At 73.5% G+C, this 17,262-nt stretch carries 11 protein-coding genes; 5 read left to right on the top strand and 6 right to left on the bottom strand.

Annotation, left to right across the window (positions count from 1 at the left end; genetic code table 11):
• Positions 1 to 48: 48 nt before the first annotated feature.
• The 5 genes from NQU55_RS30830 to NQU55_RS30810 are packed head-to-tail and all read right to left on the bottom strand — an operon-like array spanning position 49 to position 7,445.
• The gene (locus NQU55_RS30830; protein WP_256791554.1) at positions 49 to 2,553 is read right to left on the bottom strand and encodes an acyl-CoA reductase; all 2,505 of its coding nucleotides are present in this window, start codon (positions 2,551 to 2,553) and stop codon (positions 49 to 51) included.
• On the bottom strand, positions 2,550 to 3,716 hold the full coding sequence (locus tag NQU55_RS30825) for a LuxE/PaaK family acyltransferase (protein ID WP_168090935.1): 1,167 nt from the start codon (positions 3,714 to 3,716) through the stop codon (positions 2,550 to 2,552). Before NQU55_RS30825 ends, NQU55_RS30830 begins: the two co-directional genes overlap by 4 nt.
• Positions 3,713 to 4,858 carry a GNAT family N-acetyltransferase gene (locus tag NQU55_RS30820; protein WP_168090936.1) on the bottom strand — a complete coding sequence of 382 codons (1,146 nt, stop codon included), beginning with the start codon at positions 4,856 to 4,858 and terminating at the stop codon, positions 3,713 to 3,715. Before NQU55_RS30820 ends, NQU55_RS30825 begins: the two co-directional genes overlap by 4 nt.
• A complete protein-coding gene (locus NQU55_RS30815) occupies positions 4,855 to 6,165 on the bottom strand; it encodes an MFS transporter (protein ID WP_168090937.1) in 1,311 nt (436 codons plus the stop codon). Before NQU55_RS30815 ends, NQU55_RS30820 begins: the two co-directional genes overlap by 4 nt.
• Complete coding sequence (locus NQU55_RS30810; protein WP_168090939.1) at positions 6,162 to 7,445, bottom strand: phenylacetate--CoA ligase family protein; 1,284 nt, start codon at positions 7,443 to 7,445, stop codon at positions 6,162 to 6,164. The genes NQU55_RS30815 and NQU55_RS30810 overlap by 4 nt, the downstream gene beginning before the upstream one ends.
• A 657-nt stretch (positions 7,446 to 8,102) precedes the next feature.
• Here NQU55_RS30810 and NQU55_RS30805 point away from each other — a divergent pair.
• Positions 8,103 to 11,996, top strand: coding sequence for a type I polyketide synthase (locus tag NQU55_RS30805; RefSeq protein WP_168090941.1), 3,894 nt, complete (start codon positions 8,103 to 8,105; stop codon positions 11,994 to 11,996).
• 97 nt (positions 11,997 to 12,093) lie between these two features.
• Here NQU55_RS30805 and NQU55_RS30800 read toward each other — a convergent pair whose 3' ends face one another.
• Positions 12,094 to 12,486, bottom strand: a complete 393-nt coding sequence (locus tag NQU55_RS30800; RefSeq protein WP_168090943.1) for a DUF6233 domain-containing protein — start codon at positions 12,484 to 12,486, stop codon at positions 12,094 to 12,096.
• Between the two features lie 610 nt (positions 12,487 to 13,096).
• Between NQU55_RS30800 and NQU55_RS30795 the strand changes: the two genes are divergently transcribed.
• The 4 genes from NQU55_RS30795 to NQU55_RS30780 all read left to right on the top strand — a co-directional run bounded on the left by NQU55_RS30795 (position 13,097) and on the right by NQU55_RS30780 (position 17,230).
• Positions 13,097 to 13,636 (top strand): GTP cyclohydrolase II, encoded by a 540-nt coding sequence (locus NQU55_RS30795; RefSeq protein ID WP_168090969.1) that lies wholly within the window; start codon positions 13,097 to 13,099, stop codon positions 13,634 to 13,636.
• Positions 13,633 to 15,345, top strand: a complete 1,713-nt coding sequence (locus NQU55_RS30790; protein WP_168090946.1) for a WD40 repeat domain-containing protein — start codon at positions 13,633 to 13,635, stop codon at positions 15,343 to 15,345. Before NQU55_RS30795 ends, NQU55_RS30790 begins: the two co-directional genes overlap by 4 nt.
• A gap of 140 nt (positions 15,346 to 15,485) precedes the next feature.
• A complete protein-coding gene (locus tag NQU55_RS30785) occupies positions 15,486 to 16,241 on the top strand; it encodes an SAM-dependent methyltransferase (RefSeq protein ID WP_168090948.1) in 756 nt (251 codons plus the stop codon).
• Positions 16,238 to 17,230, top strand: coding sequence for a formylglycine-generating enzyme family protein (locus tag NQU55_RS30780; RefSeq protein WP_168090950.1), 993 nt, complete (start codon positions 16,238 to 16,240; stop codon positions 17,228 to 17,230). Before NQU55_RS30785 ends, NQU55_RS30780 begins: the two co-directional genes overlap by 4 nt.
• The last annotated feature ends 32 nt before the right edge of the window (positions 17,231 to 17,262 follow it).

Here is a 17,262-nt window from a genome sequence, read left to right as displayed (position 1 = left end):
GCCGGTCGCGCAGTTCCCCGCGCCCCTGCCGGGGCGCGGGTCGCGCAGTTACCTGTTGTCCACCACCGTGCGCAGCTTGCCGCTGGTCGGGGTGCGGTCGAGGCCGGCGCCTTCGACCGCTTCGACGGTGAGGTCGAGGAGCTTCTCCTCCACGGCCGTGCGCAGTTCGGGGTAGCCGGCCAGGAAGGCCTCCCGCGCCGCGGTCACGTCCGTCGTCGCGGCCGTGCGCTCCATGCGGACGGTGAGCCCCTCGCGAGAGCCCTCGTTGGCGAGCAGGACCTGCAGTTCGCCGCTGAAGCGCAGGCTCTCCTCCGCGATCGCCACGAAGCGGCGGTAGTTGAGGAAGTACGTCGCGACGCGCATCACGTCGCCCAGCCGCCCGAGCAGTTCGAAGCGCGGGGAGTGGCTGCCGCAGGGGCAGCGGCCGGGCAGGGCGCGGCCGAGGTCGCCGATGACGTAGCGGTCGAGGTGCTGGCCGCGCCGGGCGCGGGTGGTGAAGACCAGCCGCCCGGTCTCCCCCGGCTCCACCGGCTCGTCGGAGGCGACGTCGAGGATCTCCAGGGTGTGCAGGTCGGCGTGGAGGTGGTGGACGCTGCCGGTGCTCTCGGTGCACTGGTAGCCCAGCGGCCCGAGGTCGGTGCTGCCGTAGGTGATGGAGTGGACGACCTCGATGCCGTAGGTGTCGGCGAGGGTGCGCCGCTGCTCGTCGGTGAAGTGCTCGCCGCCGTAGAAGATCTTGCGGATGCCGCCGTAGGAGCGCAGCAGCTCCTCCTGCTCGTGCAGGAGCTGCCACAGGTAGGAGGGCATGCCGAAGAGGGTGTCGACCTCGTAGGCGACGATGGCCTCGGCGGTGGCCCGGTGGTCGGGGCCCGCGGCCATCGGTATCTGGACGCCGCCCAGCCGCTCCAGGATGGAGAAGAAGCTGATGAAGCTGCCGTACATGCCGCCGCAGTAGAAGAGGTTGGCGGTGCGGTCGCGGGCCGGGTCGTAGCCGGCGGCGAGCAGGCCGCGGGCGGCGGCGTGCATCTGGGTGTCGTAGTCGTCGTAGCTGAAGAGGGACAGGGCGGGGGCGCCGGTGCTGCCGCCGCTGCGGAAGTACAGCTCGGCGTCGCCGCGGGCGACGTCGCGGTTGCGTTCCTGGACGGCCGCCTTGTCCAGCAGCGGGCCGGTGGGCGCCGGGAAGTCGGCGGCGCGGGCCAGGTCGTCGAGGCAGGCGGTGGTGGCGAAGCGCTCGTCGGCCTGGACGGCGACGCGGCGGCTGTAGCGCTGGAGGGCGTAGACGCCGTCGTGGGGTTCGCCGGAGTAGCCGGCGGTCATCGCGCCGACGGGGGTGACGCGGGTGGCGCCCGCGGCCAGGACCGTGGCGGCCAGCTCCGCGACGTCGGTGCGGCTGCCGGCGATGCCGGCGGTCTGCAGGTAGCGGCGCATGGGGCGCAGGGCGCCGATCAGGCCCTTGCGCGGCAGGGGCTTGACCCACACGCTGCGGTGCAGCGGGGAGGCGGTCAGTGCGGGCCGGGTGTCGGCCATGACGCGCCAGGAGCCGTCGGGGGCGGCGATCACCCGGGTCAGGCCGAGGTGTTCCTCGAGGCGGGCGATGAGCTCGGTGGTGGTGAGCTCGGCCTCCTCCGCCGGGTCGAGGTCCTCCGCGGCGGCCGGGGGCATCCCGGCGAGGACGGCGGCGAAGCGCTCCGCGAAGGCGAAGACCTCGTCGGCGTCCTCGGTGTCGAGGTAGACGACCTGGGGGCTGGAGCAGGCCTGCTGCTCGAAGAGGCACACGTCGGCGGCGAGGGCGGCGAGGGTCTCCCCGTCGGCCCACGCGTCGCGCGTGAGGTAGGCGAAGGAGATCTTGTGGCCCCACTCGACGAGCCGGCAGCCGGCCGGGACGTGGGCGGCGACGCCCTCGACGGCCGCCTCGCCGCCCCAGACGGCGACGGCGTCGGCCGGGGCGCACATGAGCTTCAGCCAGTCCTGGCGGCTCGACGAGAAGCGCAGCACGATGACGCGCTCGGCGACGGCCCCCGTGGGGTCGAGGGCGGCGAGCTCGGCGAGGAGGTGCTGGGCGAGGAGGGTGTCGGCGCTGCTCGTCTTGAGGACGTTGACGTTGCCGGCGAGGAGGCCCTCGATCAGGCTGAGGGGGGCGACGGTCGCGGCGTTGCCGGGGGCGATGTGCGCGACGAGGCCGACGGGGGCCCACGCCTCGTAGACGGTCTCCTTGGCGTCGGGCCGGTTCAGGCGCTGCGGGGCGGTGCCGCCCAGTTCGCGGCGGAGCTTGCGGCTGAGCGCGTCGCGGCCGAGGAAGGCGGCGAGTTCGCCGAGGAGGCCGTCGGCGTCCTCGCCCTCCGGCAGGTGGGGGGCGAGCCGGGCGCGGACGGGGTGGGCCGGGTCGCGCAGGGCGTTCGCGAGGCCGTCGCAGGCGGCCAGGACGGTCTCGGTGTCGAGCGGGGACGACAGGGCCTGCTCGACGGCCGCGGGCAGGGTCGCAAGGCGTCGGGCGGCCTCGTCGTCGCCGATGAAGGCGCCCTGCCAGTAGTGGTGGTTCATGGTCTCGGTCATGACATTCCCTTCATCAGCTCGGCGGCGGCCACCGCGCAGCTCTTGTTGCGGCTCACTCCGGCGCGGCCGTGGATGGTGAACCACGGGGTGTCCAGCTCGCAGCCGCACTCCTCGCCGGGGAGGAGGGAGGCGAGGTCGCCCATGACGACGCTCTGGGCGGGCACGGAGGTGATGTACGGGGAGACGAGGTGCAGGTAGCCCTTCTCTCCGTACGGCAGCGGTTCGAGGGTGCGGGTGGAGCGGATGAACACCCGGGACCACACCGGTGCGTGCAGGTTGTGGTGGGAGCACTCGATGTAGGGGATGCAGTGCTCGACGGAGCCGAAGGTGTCGCGGATCCGCTCGGAGGGGACGCCGAGCTGTTCGGTGACGCGGGCGTAGAGCTCGTGCTTGCCGATCTGCTGGTCGGTGTGGCCCTTCCAGCCGCCGCCCAGGATGATCAGCGAGCCCTCGGGCAGCTGCAGGGGCGGCAGGCCCATGGCGCGCATGCGCTCCAGGGTGAACCAGAGGAAGGCGGGGAAGCCCAGGATCCGGACGGGGGCGTCGTCCTCGGCGAAGCGGCGCAGCGCGGCGATGCAGCCGAAGGGGTCGAACTCGTGGCCGCCGCCGGTGTTGCGCAGGGCGTACTCGACCTGGCGGGCCGGGGCGAAGTCGCACAGGTAGTTGTCGGTGAAGGACGTGCCCAGCTTGAGGTCGCGGGCCGGCTCGTAGCTGTAGAGCAGGTAGTTGACGGGCTGGTCGGGGGTGATCCAGCCGTTGCGCTCGAAGATGCGGGCGACCATGCGCTGAGCGGAGCGGATGGTCCACTCGTCGAAGAACATCTGCGACTTCTGCCCGGTGGTGCCGGACGAGGTCAGGTGCAGGTGGACGTCCTCGCGGGGGATGGACAGCACTTCGTGGCGCTTGAAGAAGTTGGCGTGGACCAGGGGCGCGCCGTAGGGCGCGTCCGCGGCGGTGGCCGTGTGGAGGTCGCGGAAGAACGGGGAGCGCTCGCGGTGCCAGGCGTGGCTCTCGGCCATGGCGGCGGCGAAGAGCTCCTCCTCGGCGGGGCCGGAGGTGTAGGGGTCGGTCAGGTCGCACAGGCGCTGGACGTGTGCCAGCGCGTCCGGGTCGGGGACGGTGACCGGGGCGAGATGGGGGTTGAGGGGGGTGGTGAGTGTCATGAGGCAACCTCGCGTGAGGGCAGATACGTCGACGCCCAGGCCGATACGTAGGAATCCAGGAAGGGCTGCAGGGCCGCGTCGGCGACCAGGCCGCGGAAGTCGATCTGCTCGGTGGTCCGGGACATCACGACGTAGTCGTGGAAGCCGTCGCCCTCCCGGCGCATGGCCGGGTAGAGGGCGCTGGGGATGAAGCCCTGGGCGAGGCCGGCGGAGAGCAGGTCGTGCCGGTCCAGCGGGAGCAGCGCCTCGACGTAGCCGGCTCCGGCGCGGGTCAGGGCGCGGGTGATCGGTTCGAGGTGGGCGGCCGCGACGGCCGGGCCGGGGTGGCCGGCGACGAGGGCGCAGTAGCCGCCGGCCCGGTTGAGGCAGGCGTAGACCTCGAAGCTCCCGTCGCCGGGGACGAGCAGCACGTTGGGGGTGTGCAGGGGGTAGAACCAGTGGGCGGCGTCGGGGAAGCGCTCGCGGAAGCGGCGGCGGACGAACGCCGGCGCCTCGACCATTTCCAGGTCCGCGGCCGCGGGTCCGGCGGGCGCCGGGGCGGGTGCGGTGGCCCGGGTGTGCGCGTAGCTGACGCCCAGGCTCTGCTCCGCGGTGCGCAGCAGGGGAACGAGCGGGGCGGGCACTTCGGCGACGGGGGCGCGGCGTTCCAGCACGCCCGGCGAGTAACGCGCGTAGAGCGCGAGGCTCTCGCGGCTGTGGACGTCGACGGCGTTGGGCAGGACGCCCATGGGGCGGAAGCCGTTGCGGGCGACGACGCGCTGGGGTCCGGCGCTGACGGTGCGGACCGTGGCGTAGACCGAGTCGAGGCGGCCGGCGTCCAGAGTGCGTCGGCACAGGGCCTCGGTGAGCAGGCCGGCGAGCCCCGAGCCGCGCTGGTCGGGGTGGACGGCGAGCCCTTCGAGGCGGCCGAGGCGGCTGCCGGGCTCGCTGTGCACCGCGGCGGAGCCGGTGAGGGCGCCGGTGCGCGGGCAGCGGGTGACGAGCCAGAGGGTGTGCGGGTCCTCGATGAGGCGGGCCATCACGGCGGGGTCGGTGCCGAGCGCCGTGGGGTAGTGCGGGCCGTAGACGGCGTAGTAGAGCTGGCGCAGTTCGGCGATGTCGCCGGGGGTGGCCTGCTCGGCGGCTGGGGCGGGGACGGTCACCTCGCGCCTCCCGCGGCGGCGCCGGCCGGGACCGGCGTCTGCGCCTCGGGGCCGGCGTTCCCGGCGGCCGGGGCGGGCTCCTTGAGCAGGGCCAGGGCGCAGGCGGCAGGGACCAGGCCCACGGCCTGGATCAGGCACAGGGTCTGGGGCGAGAGGTGGTCGCCCAGCAGGCCGAACAGCAGCGAGGCCAGGGGAAAGGTCGCGCCCAGCACGGCCTGCATGACCGCGAAGAAGGCGGGCTTGTCGGCGGTGGGCACGAGGCGCTGGAAGAGGGCCACGAAGCGCACGCCGATGACGCCGACGCACCAGCCGGTCACGGCGAGGCTGCCCGCGATGACGGGCCGCTCGCCGACGAGGCCGGGGACGGCGAGGGCGAGGGCCATCGCGCCGAGGCAGGCGGAGCCGACGACGGTGGGCCGTCCGGGGATGCGGGCGCCGGTGAAGGAGCCGATGAGGGTGCCGGTGCCGAGGGCCGCTTCGAGCAGGGCGACCGTCGCTCCGTCGCCGTGCAGCACCGACTTGGTGTAGAGCGGCATCACGATGAACACGGCCGTGGTGAAGAGGTTGGCCGCGGTGAAGCAGATCAGGATGGCGCGTACGAACGGCAGGCCGGCGAGGACCTGGCGCAGGGTGCGCGGTCCGGCCTCCTCGCCCGCCCCGGCCCCGGCCTCGCCCTCGCCCGTGGCCGGGGTGCGGAAGCGGACGGTGGCGATGAGCACGGCGGCGGCCGCGTAGGCCGCGGCGCACCCGGCGGCGAGGCCGGGGATCCCGGCGCGGTCGACGATGAGGGCGCCGAGCAGGGCTCCGCCGAGGCTCGCGAGGGACTGGGTGGACAGTTCGAAGCCGGTGGCGGCCTCGATGTCCTCGTCGTCGACGAGTTCGGGGACGGAGGTGGTCAGGCAAGGGTCGAAGAAGGCCTGGCACGTGGCGAGCGCGAGGGTCGCGGCGTAGGCGGCCGCGATGGGCAGGTCGCTCGCGTACGCCCAGACGGCGAGGGCCGTGGCCGCGACGGCGGCGCCGCCGGCCGCGGTGCGCAGCACGGAGCGGTGGGCGAAGCGCCCGATCGCGCGGGCGACGAAGGGGGCGAGGGCCACGGCGGGCACGGTGCTGACGGCCATGAACAGGCCCGAGGCGAGGCCGTTGCCGCCGGAGACGGCGTAGGCGACGAGCCACCAGGAGACGCCGACCTGGAACATGCGGACGGCGGCCTGGGTGAGCACCTGGCCGAGCCACACGGCGCCGAAGGCGCGGTTGCGCAGGACCAGCGGCAGCCGGCGGCCGGTGCCGGCCGTCGGGGCGGCGGTCATGCCGTGGGCCTTTCGTCGATGACGCGGACGAGCTTGCCGGAGCGCTGGTTGACGGTGAGGTCGCGGTGGCGCACCCACTCGACGGACAGCGGGTGGACGAAGCCGGTGGCGACGGCGTCGGGGTAGAAGGGGCGGGCCTCTTCGAGCTCCGCCACGACGGACTTGGCGAGGACGCCGAGCCCGGCCGGGTCCTCGGAGCCGGGGTCGTCGGGCGATACGGCAAGGCGCAGGACGAGGCCGTCGCGGCCGTCCCAGCGGCGGACGACGAGCTGCATGCCCACGACGCGGCCCTCGGTGTCGGCCGCGGCGACGGCGCTCTGGGCGTCCTGGGAGTACAGGGAGACGGGGCCGACGCGCACGCCTTCCTCGGCGCGGCCGAGGATGCGGAAGACGCCCGCCTCGGGGTCGGTCCACTCGGCGCGGTCGCCCGCGGGGTAGCGGATGACGGGCATGAGGCGGCGGAAGAGCTGGGTGACGACGACGCGTCCGGGGCGGCCGGCCTCGCGGATGGGCTCGTCCGTGGCGTCGTCGAGGATCTCGACGACGGTGTGCGGGGTGAAGGCGCGGTGCGTGCGGGCGTCCGCCGCGCCGGGCACGGGGCGGCCGAGGAGGCCGGCGTCGACGCTGGCGTAGCCGAGGGTGCGGGGCTCGGCGTTGGGGAAGGCGCGGGCCAGCAGGCGGCGCTGGTCGTCGAAGAGGGCCTCGCCGCCGAAGAACAGCAGCTCGACGGAGGGCAGCTGCTCGCCGTCGGCGATCAGGTGCTCGGCCAGGCGGCACAGGGTGGTCGGGGTGCCGGCCACGATCTGGGCGGCGAAGTCGCGCAGCGTGGGGACGGTCGTCTCCAGCGGGGCGCCGCCGCCGATGGGCAGGCGCACGCTGCCCACGGGGGCGTGGGAGAGGGAGTCGAGGATGAAGAGGAAGCTGGCGTAGAGCTCGCCCGCGTAGAAGAGGTCCGCGACCCGGTGGCCGGGGCGCAGCCCGGCGTCGACGAGGCCGTGGCCGAAGGCGGTCACGAACTCCCGCCATTCCTCGCGGGTGTAGCAGGAGAATTTGGGTGCGCCGGTCGTGCCGCCGGTCTTGAAGACCGAGGCCTCGTCGAGCGGGGCGGTCAGGACGCGATTGCCGTGGAGGGTATTGGCGGCCCAGAAAGCGCTCTGGTCCACCACCGGCAGATCGGTGAGGCAGTCCACATCCGGCGGAAGGTCCGCGTAGAGGTCCGCATAGAACGGGGAGTTGTGACGGACATAACGTATGAGGTCCGATAGCTGATGGACGGGCATGCTGCCTTTGCCTAGCTCAGGGAATGAGGGATGGGGGTTCCGGCCGGGCGGGGCCAGTGCGCTCGCCGCCCTCCGGTTGACTGTTCAACGAGAACGCGTGCACCACGCACTCGTGAAGCGCCGGCGGTCCGCCTGACGCGCGGTCACAATGATGGAACACGGCCGAACGTACTGCAAAATCGGTCGCCCTCGGACGGGTTCGGATGGCTGGAAACAGCGGCGATTCAGCGGTGTTGCAGCTCACACCCGGACACCGTTCGCCACCGCGAACAGCATCGCCCCGAGCGCGGGCGCGAGAAACGGGCCGGACGGAGATTGGCCGGAGCACCCCGCCTGGTGACCACGGGTAACAGCTGCCTGCCGGCCAGCTCACAGCCCCGCCCGGCGGCCGCGAAGAGCGCGCACCCCTTACCAAGTTGACAACTTCCACGGCGATGTGTGGACCAGCCACGCATGGTGTGTGAACGTTGCACAAGGACAGCGGATCTCGTCAGGAAGTCACCGGGAACTCGTCAACGAGCATTTCCCTGCGGAGCGTCGGCGGCTCCGCGAACGCCCGCACGCATCGTGCCCGGCCTTCTGCGAAAGCATCCCACCCCCGACTTCCACCGCTCCGTCATGCATCCGCACTCGCCCGGACGAACGGAATTGAGACGCATGCGTATTAACGAATCAGTAGCCCTCGTCGGCATCGGCTGCCGCTTCCCCGGCGGTATCGACTCCCCCGAATCCTTCTGGGACTTCCTGGCCGGCGGCAAGGTATCCGTGGAATCCACACCGGAGGACCGGTGGCGCGCCTACACAAAGATTAGCCCGGAGTTCACCGAGGCGTTGCGCAGAGCCGAACGCCCCGGCAACTTCATCGGGGACATCGACGGTTTCGACGCCGAGTTCTTCGGTATCGCGCCGCGCGAGGTCGAGCTGATGGACCCCCAGCAGCGGCTGGTGCTGGAAGTCGCCTGGGAGGCACTGGAGCACGCCGGCATGGCGCCCCGCTCGGTGGCCGGTTCCGACGCCGGGGTCTACATCGGCACCTGCTCGGACGACTACGGGCGCCGGCTGCTGGAGGACCTGCCGCGGATCGAGCCGTGGACCGGCATCGGCGCCCAGCTGACCGGCATCGCCAACCGCGTCTCGCACGTGCTGGACCTGCACGGGCCGAGCTTCGTGCTGGACTCGGCCTGCTCCGCCTCCCTGGTGGCCGTGCACCTGGCCTGCCAGTCCCTGCTGGCGGGCGAGACCTCGCTCGCGCTGGCGGGCGGCGTGAACATCATCCTCTCCCCCGCCTACACCCTCACCCTCGAAGCGGCCGGCGCGCTCTCCCCCGACGGGCGCAGCAAGCCGTTCGACGCGGAGGGCGACGGCTACGGCCGGGCCGAGGGCTGCGGGGTGCTGGTCCTCAAGCGGCTGTCGGACGCGCAGCGCGACGGCGACCGCGTACTGGCCGTGATCAAGGGGTCGGCCGTCGCGCAGGACGGCCGGACCAGCGGCATCATGGCGCCGAACCCCGACGCGCAGCGCGATCTGCTCCGGCTGGCCTGGGAGCGGGCCGCGGGCCTGGACCCGGCGACGGCCGGCTACATCGAGGCGCACGGCACCGGCACCCGGCTCGGCGACCCGGTCGAGGCCTCGGGGCTGCACGCGGTCTTCGGCGCGGGCCGCGCCGCCGACAAGCCGTGCTGGATAGGTTCGGTGAAGTCCAACATCGGGCACGCCGAGCCCGCTTCGGGCGTCGCGGGCATCATCAAGGCGACGCTGATGCTGCAGCGCGCCGAGATGGCCGCGACGGTCCTCACCAGCGAGCCCAGCCCGGACATCCCGTGGGAGGAGTGGGGGCTGCGGCTGGTGACCGAGCACCAGGTCTGGCCCAAGGGCGACACCCCGCGGCGCGCGGGCGTCTCGGGGTACGGCTACGGCGGCACGATCGGCCACGTCGTCCTGGAGGAGGCGCCCGAGCCGGCCGAGGAGAGCGGGGAGGAGCCGCTGCCGAACGTGCCGCAGCTCTTCCCGCTGTCCTACCGCTCCCGGGCGGGCGTCGCCGAGTACGCGTGCCGGCTCGCCGACTGGCTGGAGCGGCACCCCGACACCCCGCTGCGCTCGGTCGGCCACACGCTGGCCACCCGCCGCTCCCACCTCGACCACCGGGTCACGGTCGTGGCGGACGGCCGGGCGGAGCTGGTGGCCGCCCTGCGGGCCGTCGCGGCCGGGGAGACCGAGGAGCAGGAGCAGGACAACGTCGCCGAGGGCACCGTCCGCCCGGGCTCGGGCGACGGGACGGTGTGGGTCTTCTCCGGCCACGGCTCGCACTGGTCCGGGATGGCCCGCGAACTGCTCGCGACCAACGCGGTGTTCGCGGACGTCATCGACCGCCTGGAGCCGGTGTTCCGCACCGAACTGGGCTTCTCGCCACGGCAGGCCGTCGTCTCCGGGGACTTCGAGGCCGTCGACCGCGCCCAGTCGATGATCTTCGCGGTGCAGGTCGCGCTCGCCGAGGTGTGGCGCTCCTACGGCCATCGCCCGGCCGCCGTCATCGGACACTCCGTGGGCGAGATCGCCGCGGCCGTCGTCGCCGGGGCGCTGTCCCTGGAGGACGGCGCGCGGCTCAGCGGGCGCCGGTCCTCGCTGCTGCGCCGGGTCGCCGGCAAGGGCGGCATGGCCATGGCGGGCCTGCCCTTCGAGGAGGTGGCCGCCCGCCTCGAAGGGAACGCCGCGGTCTGCGCCGCGATCGCCTCCTCCCCCGCCTCGGCCGTGCTCTCGGGCGACGCGGAGGCCGTCGCCGCGCTCGTACGGGACTGGGGCGCGGACGGCGTGCCCGTCCGCAACGTCAACTCCGACGTCGCCTTCCACAGCGCCCACATGGACCCGCTGACGGAGGACCTGCGCGAGGCCCTCGCGGACCTGCGGCCGCGCACCCCGCAGGTGCCCCTCTACAGCACGGCGCTCGACGACCCGCGGGCGCAGGTGCTCCACGACGCCGGCTACTGGGTGGCCAACCTGCGCAACCCCGTCCGCCTCGCCCAGGCCGTCACCGCCGCCGTCGAGGACGGCCACCGCCGCTTCCTGGAGGTCTCGCCCCACCCGGTCGTCTCCCACTCGATCGGCGAGACCCTGGCCCACCTGGACGTGACGGGCGGCCACGTCGCCCACACCCTGCGCCGCAACCAGCCCGAGCTGCGCACGCTGCTGCTGAACCTGGCCTCGCTGCACAGCCACGGCGCCGAGGTCGACTGGAGCGCGCAGTACCCGGCGGGCCGGATCGCGGAGCTGCCCCCGATCGCCTGGCAGCACCGCCGCTACTGGACCGACGCCGTGCTGCCCGCCGGCGCCGTCGTCGCCCACGGGCACGACGTCACCGGGCACACGCTGCTGGGCCCGCCGGTCGACGTCGCCGCCTCGACGCCCCTGCGCATCTGGAACACCTATCTGGACGACGCCGTCCGGCCGTTCCCCGGCGGGCACGCGCTGCACGGCACCTCGATCGTGCCGGCCTCCTCGATCATCCACACGTTCCTGGAGGCGGCGCCCGGGCAGGGCGGCAGCAAGGCGCTGTTCGACGTCTCGCTGAAGTTCCCCGTCGCGCTGGCGATCCCGCGCGAGGTCCAGGTCGTGCAGGAGGGGCTGACGCTGCGGCTGAGCACCCGTCCGGCGGGCCCGTCCGGCACCTCCGGCCCCGGCAACTGGCTGACCCACACCACCTCGTCCACCATGGCCGCGGACGCCCCGCCGTTCCCGGCCGGCATGCTGTCCGTGACGCCGCCCCGGGACCTGACGGCGGCCGACCCGTCGGTCGTGATCGGGCGCCTGGACGCGATCGGCGTGGAGGGCATCGCCTGGCCGTGGACGGTCGAGGAGCTGCTGACGGGCGACGGCGTCATCCGCGCCCGGGTGCACGCGCCCGCCGTGCCCGGCGACCAGGTCACGTGGGCGCCGCTGCTGGACGCGGCCCTCGGCATCGTCCCGGTCATCTACGGCGGGCCGCCCACCGTGCGGATGCCCGCCCACATCCGCGAGGTCCGCGTGGTGGGCGAGGCCCCCGAGACCGGCTGGGTCGACATCCGGCTCGTGGACCCGGCGACCGACACGGTCGACATCGTCATCAGCGACGAGCAGGGGCAGTTGCGCGCGTGGCTGCCGGGCACCCGCTTCGGGGCGCTGCACGAGAACGGGGCGGCGGCGGACGACGACGCGACGGCGTCCGGCGGGGAGCCGCTGTCCGCGGACGGCGCGGCGGCGTCCGCCGAGGACGACCCGGCGCGCTGGCGGGAGCTGCCGGCGGACGTGCTCGCCGCCCGGGTCGGCGAGGAGATCACCGGCCGCCTGGCGCGGGAGATGAAGATGCCGGCCGGTGAGCTGGACCCGGAGCGGCCGCTGACCGACCTCGGGCTCGACTCGGTGATGTCGATGCGGGTCTGCGCCCAGCTGGAGAAGCTGCTCGGCGTACGGCTGCCGGTGACGGTGCTGTGGAACTACCCGACGGCGAAGGGACTGGCGGGCTACGTCACCTCCGTCCTCGCCCCGCAGGACGAGCCGGCGGGGACCCCCGCCGCCTAGCGGCCGGCGCAGGACGGACCGCACAGGCGGCTCGTGCACGGCCCGGCCGGGTCGTGCACGAGCCGCCGTGCGGTCCGGCAGCCCTTGCGGCGGACGGCTAGACCAGCGGGGTAAGGAACCGTTCCGGCTGACAGGCCTCGCAGGGGTGGGCGTTGCGGGTGAGGAGCTCTTCGCGGGCCTGCGGGGTGGACATGGTCCTCTCGCCCCCCTTCGGTACCCAGCATCCGGCGTGATGCAGCTCGTGCATGTTGCGGCCGGAGCCGCGGTGGGTGGTGACCGGCCACACGGCGTGCTCCATGTCGGCCCGGTACGGCGGCCGGCCGTCCCCCGCGCGGTGGCCGCTGGAGTCGGTCGGGTCCTCCTCCAAGTACTCCTCGTCGGTGAGGAGTTGCAGGACCACGGCGCGGACCCAGTCGCGCGGGTCCATCCCCGACTCCTGCGCGGCCGCCGCGATGAGGGCGAGTTCGTCGTCGCTGAAGAGCTGCTCCATGCCGCGCGACGGTAGCAGCGCGGGGGGCCCGGCGGGGGGTGGTTGCGCAGGTCGCGGTACCGGTGCCCGGAGTACCCCCGCGGTGCCGCGCAGCGGTTCCCGGCGGCCGGGAGATTAGCCCGAAGGAGTGATGTCGAGGGGTGGTCCGGCCGGCCGGTGCCCCACCGTGACGGACGGGCGGCCGTCTCCCCTAGGCTCCGGGAGGCGCCTCCCACCACATCAGAGACAGAACCGGACGAGCGGTTTCCGGGTAGCAGGAGTCCGGCTGAAGATCCCGAAGCGTCCGGATCGCACGGCGGAACTGACGCGCCAAAAGCTTCGGGCTTCCAAACGAACAGACCGGATGGTTCGGTACCGCTGTCAAATGATCTCGGTACCCGTACCGGTACGGACCGTGCTGTCCACGCTGCCCTCCGCACCCATGCTGTGACTGCGCCCTGGGGTTCGGGGCGTGCTCGTTCTACGGGAGGAAGCAGTGCCCAAAACACTCAATGGGGAGGACACCCCGTTGCACGGGGCGTCGGTGGAACCGCCGGAGGGGTCCGTGGGCATCAGAGCCCGCGTCGAGATCCCCGTGCAGCGGGCCGACGGGGCCTGGACGCCCGGCCAGATGGTGACGTTCACCGGCCTCGGCGACGGCCTCGAGCACGTGGCGGTGCAGTTCGGACCGATCGCGGACGTCCCGCTGGTCCGGCTGCACTCCGAGTGCCTGACCGGCGACGTCTTCGGCTCCGCGCGGTGCGACTGCGGCCCTCAGCTGACCGAGTCGATGCAGCTGCTCGCCGCCTCCGGCGGCGTCCTGCTCTACCTGCGCCAGGAGGGCCGGGGCATCGGGCTCTACAACAAGCTCGACGCCTACCGCCTGCAGGACCAGGGCCTGGACACGTTCGCCGCCAACCGCGAGCTGAACTTCTCGGACGACCTGCGGGACTACCGCTCGGCCGCCCAGATGCTCCAGGCCCTCGGAGTGACGCGGGTCAGGCTGCACACCAACAACCCCGACAAGGCCGCGCAGCTCGCCTCGTACGGGATCGAGGTCGTCGAACAGATCCGTACCGGAATCTTCCGTAACGAGAACAACGACCACTACCTGCGCGCCAAGGCCGAGTACGGCGGCCACTCGATCGAACTCGTGGAAGGAACAGCGTGATCCAGCACCGGGGACCCATCAGCGGCATCGCGGCCTGGCGGGACGCCTACGTCGCCACCGCCGGCTACGACAACCAGGTCATCTGCTGGGACCAGCGGACCGGGACGGCCATCGCCCGCTCCTTCCACGACCACCTGGCCAACCAGTGCTCGTTCTCGCCGGACGGACGCCACCTGGTGACCTCCTCCAGCGACTACACCGCCCGCCTGTGGACGGTGCCGGACCTGCGCCTGGTCGCGGTCCTCGCCGACCAGGAGGACGACGTGGAGATGTCCGTCTTCCACCCGTCCAAGGAGCTCATAGCCACCGCCTCCCGCGACCACCGGGTACGGGTCTACGACTTCACGGGCAAGCTCGTCGCCCGCTTCACCGGCCACACCGCCGACGTCATCTCGGTGGAGTGGGCCCGCGACAGCGACGAGCTGATCTCCTCCAGCGACGACGGCACCATCAAGCGCTGGTCCCTGGAGACCGGCGGGCTGATCGCCGACCTCGACATGGACGGCATCGAGACCGACACCATCGCCATCTCCTCCGGCGGCACCATCTTCGCGGGCAACGACGAGGGGCAGATCATCGTCGTCGGCCCCACCGAGCGCACGGTCTTGCCGGCCCACGAGGCGGGCATCAAGCGCCTGGTCCTGGACGACGCCCGCAACCTGCTGGTCAGCCTCAGCTACGACCGCACCATGCAGCTGTGGGACGTCGCCTCGGGCGTCCCCGAGCGGCGCGACACCACCGCCCTGCCCGACGACGTCTGGCCCCGCTCCTGCGCCTTCGCCGGCGGCTCCCGGCTGGTCTTCGCGACCTTCGGCGCCGGCTACCGCGGCTACGACTACGAGGGCCGGGCCTGGGACGCCGCCGAGGTGCCGCCCACCCAGGGCGTCAACGCCGTGCTGCCCACCGCCTCCGGCACGCTGACCATCGGCGACGCGGGCATCGTGCACCGCGGCGACACCGGCGTCGTGCACCACGAGGGCGAGGTCGTGGCCCGCACCGGCAGCCTGTGCAACTTCCTCACCCCGCTCGGCGGCCTGGTGCTCTCCGGCGGCCAGCTCGGCAAGGTCTTCGACGCCCTGACCGGCCGTGAGCTCCACCAGCACCGCTCCCCGCTCAACTGCGGCGCGGCCTTCGAGCGCGACGGCGCCTCCTACGCGGTCGTCGGCGCCTACACCGGCGAGGGCCTGCTGCTGCGCCTGACCGGCGCCGGCGAGGCCGAGCACGTCGAGGACCTGCCGCTGCACACCAACGCCGTCAAGGGCGTCGCGGTCTCCGGCGACCTCATCTTCTCCGTGGCCGCCGACGCCTCCGCGACCTGGTACCGCATCTCCGACCTCAGCAAGGTCGCCACGATCGAGGACGCGCACGACCGGATCGCCAACGGCTGCGCGGGCCTGGGCGAGGGCTGGTTCGCCAGCGTCAGCCGCGACCTGAAGCTGCGCATCTGGGACCCGCAGCAGCGCGCCCAGGTGCTCGACACCCCGCACACCCACTCCATCAAGTGCGTCGCCGCCTCCGGCGACGGCCGCGTGGTCGCCGCCGGCGCCTACAACGGCCGCATCGCGCTCTACGACCGCACCGCCGGCGAGTGGACCGCCGTCGTCCGCCCGACCACCGCGGGCATCTCGTCCCTGACCTGGGACGCCGAGCGCAAGGCCTTCGCCGCGTCCTCCTACGACGGCCAGGTGTACTACACGCCCGGCGTCTAGCACGGGCACCCGCACCGGTCGCGGGGGAGGCGAGGACTGCTCGCCCGCCTCCCCCGCGACCGCCCCATGTCCGGACCCGCCGCAGCACGAGCAGCAGCACAAGCACCACCAGCACCAGAACACGACAGGACCGTGCACCGATGGGCGCAAGCCACTCCATAGCCGACCGGTATACGGTCGAACGCACCGAAGCCGCACCGCTCGACGAGGCCCTCTACGCCGCCGTCCTGCACAGCGACTTCCGCGACCACTACGCCGGCGGCCGCGACGTCTGGACCGGTGAGGAGGCCATGCGCCGGGCGCCGCGCCTGCTCATGCACGCCCTCCGCACCCGGACCGGCGCCGGCGCCCCCGCCCACGTGCTCGACATCGGCGCCGGCCGCGGCCGCGACGCCGGGCTCCTGCTCGCCGCCGGACACCGGGTCACCGGCATCGACCTCGTCGCCTCCCCCGAGTGGGAGGCCCTCACCCGCAGCCACCCCGGCCGCGCCCGCTTCCTCGCCACCGCCGCCCTCGACCTGCCCGGCACCGCGCAGTACGACGCGGTGCTGGACAACGGGTGCTTCCACCACCAGCACCCCGGCACCTACGGCACGTACCTGCGCCGCGTCCACGAACTGCTGCGCCCCGGCGGCCTCCTCACGCTCTCCGTCTTCCACGCGGCGGACGGCAGGGGCGGCCTCTACGCCAACGAGGGCAGCCGCCTCTACCGCGAGTTCACCGAGGCCGAGCTGACCGCGCTGGCCGCCTGCCACGGGTTCGCCCTCGTGACGGCCCGCCAGGTGCCCCGCGCCGTCGGGAACCTCACCTACCTGGTGAGCACGTTCCGCCGCGCCGGAGACCGCGTGCGGCCGACCGGAAGCCTCCTCCGACCGTCCACGGGAGACCAGTCATGACCAGCAGCACGCCGCCGGTCGTCCTCGCCAACCCCAACACCCTGACCGACCGGGCCGCGATGGGCCTGCCCGACGCCTTCGTGTCGCGCGGCCCGCAGTACCTCCTGGCCGGCCACCGCGACCTGCTCGCCGCGGAGCCGGAAGCCCTCGTCGCGATCGCGCAGGACCCCGCCGAGCCGTTCGCCCGCCGCCACGCCGCCGGCACCGTCCTCGGTCTCGTCGGCGACCCCCGGATCCGCCCCGAGGACCCGCCGATGGCCGACGTGCCGGCCGCCCGGGTCCGCCTCGGCCTGGAGCCCGGCGAGGTCGGCACGGTCACCGCCCGCTGGCGCCACGCCGGCGTCGAGGAGGAGTGGATCGCCAAGGAGTCCCCCGTCTACGAGGCGGACCTCGCGGCCTTCCGCATCGCCCTGTACCCCGTCACCAACGCCGAGTACCGCCTGTTCCTGGAGGACACCGGCCGCACCGAGCTGCCGACCACCTGGCGCTTCGGCGTCTACCCCGCGCAGCTCGCCAACCACCCCGTGTGGACCGTGACCCCCGAGGCCGCCGACGCCTACGCGGTCTGGCTCGCGGGCCGCACCGGCCGCGCCTTCCGGCTGCCGACCGAGGCCGAGTGGGAGTACGCGGCCTCCGGCGGGGACGGCCGCGACTTCCCCTGGGGCGACGACTTCCGGCCGGGGGCCGCCAACACCGTCGAGGAGGGCCCCCTGGCGACCACGCCGATCGGCGTCTTCCCCGCCGGCCGCTCCCCGTTCGGCGTGCACGACCTCGCGGGCAACGTCGAGGAGTACGTGGCCGACGACTACGCCGCCTACCCCGGCGGGCAGGAGATCGCCGACGACCTCGCCGTGACCCAGGGCGCCTACCGGATCGCCCGCGGCGGCAGCTTCACCCGCTTCGGCGACCTCGCCCGCGTCCGGCGCCGGCACGGCTGGTACAAGCGCGAGATCTACGCCATGGGCTTCCGTCTCGCGGAGACGGCGTGACGGCCCCGGGCGGCGCCACGCCCGCCGAACGG

This window comes from Streptomyces telluris, assembly GCF_024519335.1.
Taxonomy (GTDB): Bacteria; Actinomycetota; Actinomycetes; order Streptomycetales; family Streptomycetaceae; genus Streptomyces; species Streptomyces telluris.
This window is presented reverse-complemented; position numbering and strand designations above follow the sequence as displayed.

Bases quoted from the DNA above. Each gene is read 5' to 3' on its own strand.
- NQU55_RS30830 (WP_256791554.1), bottom strand. From the start codon at position 2,553: ATGACCGAGACCATGAACCACCACTACTGGCAGGGCGCCTTCATCGGC.
- NQU55_RS30825 (WP_168090935.1), bottom strand. From the start codon at position 3,716: ATGACACTCACCACCCCCCTCAACCCCCATCTCGCCCCGGTCACCGTC.
- NQU55_RS30815 (WP_168090937.1), bottom strand. From the start codon at position 6,165: ATGACCGCCGCCCCGACGGCCGGCACCGGCCGCCGGCTGCCGCTGGTC.
- NQU55_RS30810 (WP_168090939.1), bottom strand. From the start codon at position 7,445: ATGCCCGTCCATCAGCTATCGGACCTCATACGTTATGTCCGTCACAAC.
- NQU55_RS30805 (WP_168090941.1), top strand. From the start codon at position 8,103: ATGCGTATTAACGAATCAGTAGCCCTCGTCGGCATCGGCTGCCGCTTC.
- NQU55_RS30800 (WP_168090943.1), bottom strand. From the start codon at position 12,486: ATGGAGCAGCTCTTCAGCGACGACGAACTCGCCCTCATCGCGGCGGCC.
- NQU55_RS30795 (WP_168090969.1), top strand. From the start codon at position 13,097: ATGGTGACGTTCACCGGCCTCGGCGACGGCCTCGAGCACGTGGCGGTG.
- NQU55_RS30785 (WP_168090948.1), top strand. From the start codon at position 15,486: ATGGGCGCAAGCCACTCCATAGCCGACCGGTATACGGTCGAACGCACC.
- NQU55_RS30780 (WP_168090950.1), top strand. From the start codon at position 16,238: ATGACCAGCAGCACGCCGCCGGTCGTCCTCGCCAACCCCAACACCCTG.